Raw genomic sequence first — 2,413 nt, 5'->3', positions numbered from 1 at the left:
TGCAGGTCGAACCAGTTGCCAAAGTCCGGTTCGTCATCGCCGGTTTCCCGGCGTACTGCGCGATTGCTTTCACTGTCGATGTGCATACGCCTGGTGCGACAACCCTCGTCGCGCTGATGGCACAACTCGATCAGGTTTCCTCCCTTGTCGTAAGTGTAAGTCTGGGTGTAGTTGCGGCGGTTTTTCGGATCGGTCGGTTGCGGCAGGCCGGGGATGTCCGGGGGTAGGGCGTCGTCGTAACCGGTTGCGCGAATCAACCGGTACAAGGAGTCGTAGATGAATTCGCGATGGCCATCGACCCGCTGGTTGGCAAACCAGGTGGGTTCGAAGGCGTGGTCTTCAATGCGAATGATGTTGCCGACGCGGTCGTAGAAATAGGCGAGATCCTGCAATTTGGCCTGACCGGGTTTCTGACTGATCCGCGCGCGCAGGCGGCCGTCCGCCGGATCGTACGTCCACTGGCTCAGGACACCGTTGCCGGCCAGTTGCGAGGTGATCTGATCGTTGGCGTTGTAGTGCGCATCCTGCAACACCTGTGTGACTTTGGTCTCGACCTCCAGCTCGACTTTTTTGAGCTGCCCGGCGAGCCCGTAACGAGATGCTCTACGGTGTCCGCCGCCGTCGATCTGTTCCAGCACAGCGCCCAGTGGGCTGAAGACCTGATGGCTGACAAACTCTGCTTGATCATGAAAAGTGCGCTTTTCCACCAGTGGCTGCCCAGTGAGGGCATAACTGCTGATGTCGAGTGAACCTGAAGGATCTGTCTGTCGAATCAACTGGCCGCGCAGGTTGAAGTCTGCATCGGCAGTGCCGGGCGTATAGGTGAAGGTATCGCGCTGGTTTTCACCGTTTCCGCTGACCTCAAGCTGCACCACGCGCAGTTGTTCGTCAAAGGTCGATTGCCAACGATGGCCGCGCTCGTCCCAGCGCTGCAGTGGCTCCCCGGCGAGCCCCGGCAATATCAGGCGCCAGCCGCTATCGACGCTGTCGGTATACACCGTATCGCCATTGAGCGAGTAGACAGTGGTGGCGTTTGCGATGGGTAGACGCGGATCCCGCTGCGCGACCAGGCGCCCGGCCACATCATGTTCGTGAGAGGTGACGAGGGCGATCGGTGAATCATCCGCCGGGGTACGCAAGTAAGCGACCTGCCGGATCGGCAGGCCACGCCCGTCGCTGACCGTCAACGCAGGAGTGCGCGAATGGACGGTATCGTACTTCATTGGTGTGGATTTGCATGTCGGGTGAATGACCCGACAAGATTCTGAAATGCCGCTTTGAACCTGGATTTCGGTTGAGCTTGTTTGCGCAAAAAACGGTTGTCTGTGAGTGAGTCTTCCTTGTACCAACTCATCATGGTCTGGCTGGTTTCGATAAATCCCAAAACCTTACTGGTTTCCTCTCGAAGGGATTCGAGTCGAATAGTCCGCGCAGTTGTTGAGTGGCCTAGATTAGGTATCACGAGACCTGCATCGAACGTGTTTCGCCCCAAGCGCCTGTACGCTTTTTCGGCGATGGCCATTCGGGAAGTGAGGGCTTCTTTCCAATCCGCAAGCATCGTTTCGATTTTTTGAATCTTGACCGGATCCAATCCGTTTTTGATGTCCTCGGCTTCTTGTACACGTTGCCCCAGACTGAGTGTTGCGCCGACGCCCCCAATAAATGACCCGACGACGTAGTTCATGAATATCAGGCTTGCATTGGCCGGGCTGGTATCCAATCGACCCTCCGTGAGACCGATCTTTTCATCAATGGCTGCGACGCTCATTGCTGACGTTTGTGGAATCAACGGCTTGATCAGATTTGCAGGGGACATGAGGCGATCAGCAAGCTCCCCCGTGATGGTGCCGGCGATGTTCCCGCCGACAAATCCTTCGAGAAATGGCGGTTTGCTCTGTTCAGTAAAATTGACCATGTGCGGATCGTCGGGAAGCACTGAGCCTATTTTCGGACCGAGGTAAAGGCCGCCGAGGAAACTGGCGGCGGCATTAATGCCTTCTCCCGCGAAATTCGCCAGCAATTCGACACCGTAGTTTCCGTATGAAATATTCTGAATCTGTTCTTGAGCAGTAACAGAGTAATCACTAAGAACGGTCAGAAAGTTTGCGAAGTTGACAATCTCATGTCCTTCTCGGCTGTTCCCCTGCACATCCACAAAAGAGACCGGGTTATTTCCCACAAACCCATACAGATTCAGCCCATCCACATCCCCCGCCGGATCTGCACTGACCCAACGCTGCAACCACGGCGCGTAATAACGGGCGCCGTAGTAGTACAAACCGCTGACATCCATTTCCTTGCCGGAGTAACGGATGAAGCGGTATTCGATTTCCGATTCCGGGGCCATCCACGCGGTTTCGCCGAACGGGTAATAGCCTTCTTCGCTGGTGATGACGGCCTCTTCATTGAGCTC

The 2,413-nt window shown here is 56.0% G+C and carries 2 protein-coding genes; both read right to left on the bottom strand.

Annotated elements, in window-relative coordinates:
• Positions 1-1,223, bottom strand: a 1,223-nt coding sequence (locus ND528_RS27975; protein ID WP_408005070.1) for an RHS repeat domain-containing protein, incomplete at its 3' end; no start/stop codon positions are given.
• On the bottom strand, positions 1,220-2,413 hold a 1,194-nt coding region (locus ND528_RS28330; protein ID WP_330221327.1), incomplete at its 5' end, for an RHS repeat-associated core domain-containing protein. The genes ND528_RS28330 and ND528_RS27975, both read right to left, overlap by 4 nt.

The sequence above is a fragment of the Pseudomonas mercuritolerans genome (genome assembly GCF_025706525.1).
Classification (GTDB): domain Bacteria; phylum Pseudomonadota; class Gammaproteobacteria; order Pseudomonadales; family Pseudomonadaceae; genus Aquipseudomonas; species Aquipseudomonas mercuritolerans.
The sequence above is the reverse complement of the archived record's forward strand: the minus strand, read 5'-3'. Positions and strand labels throughout refer to the sequence as shown.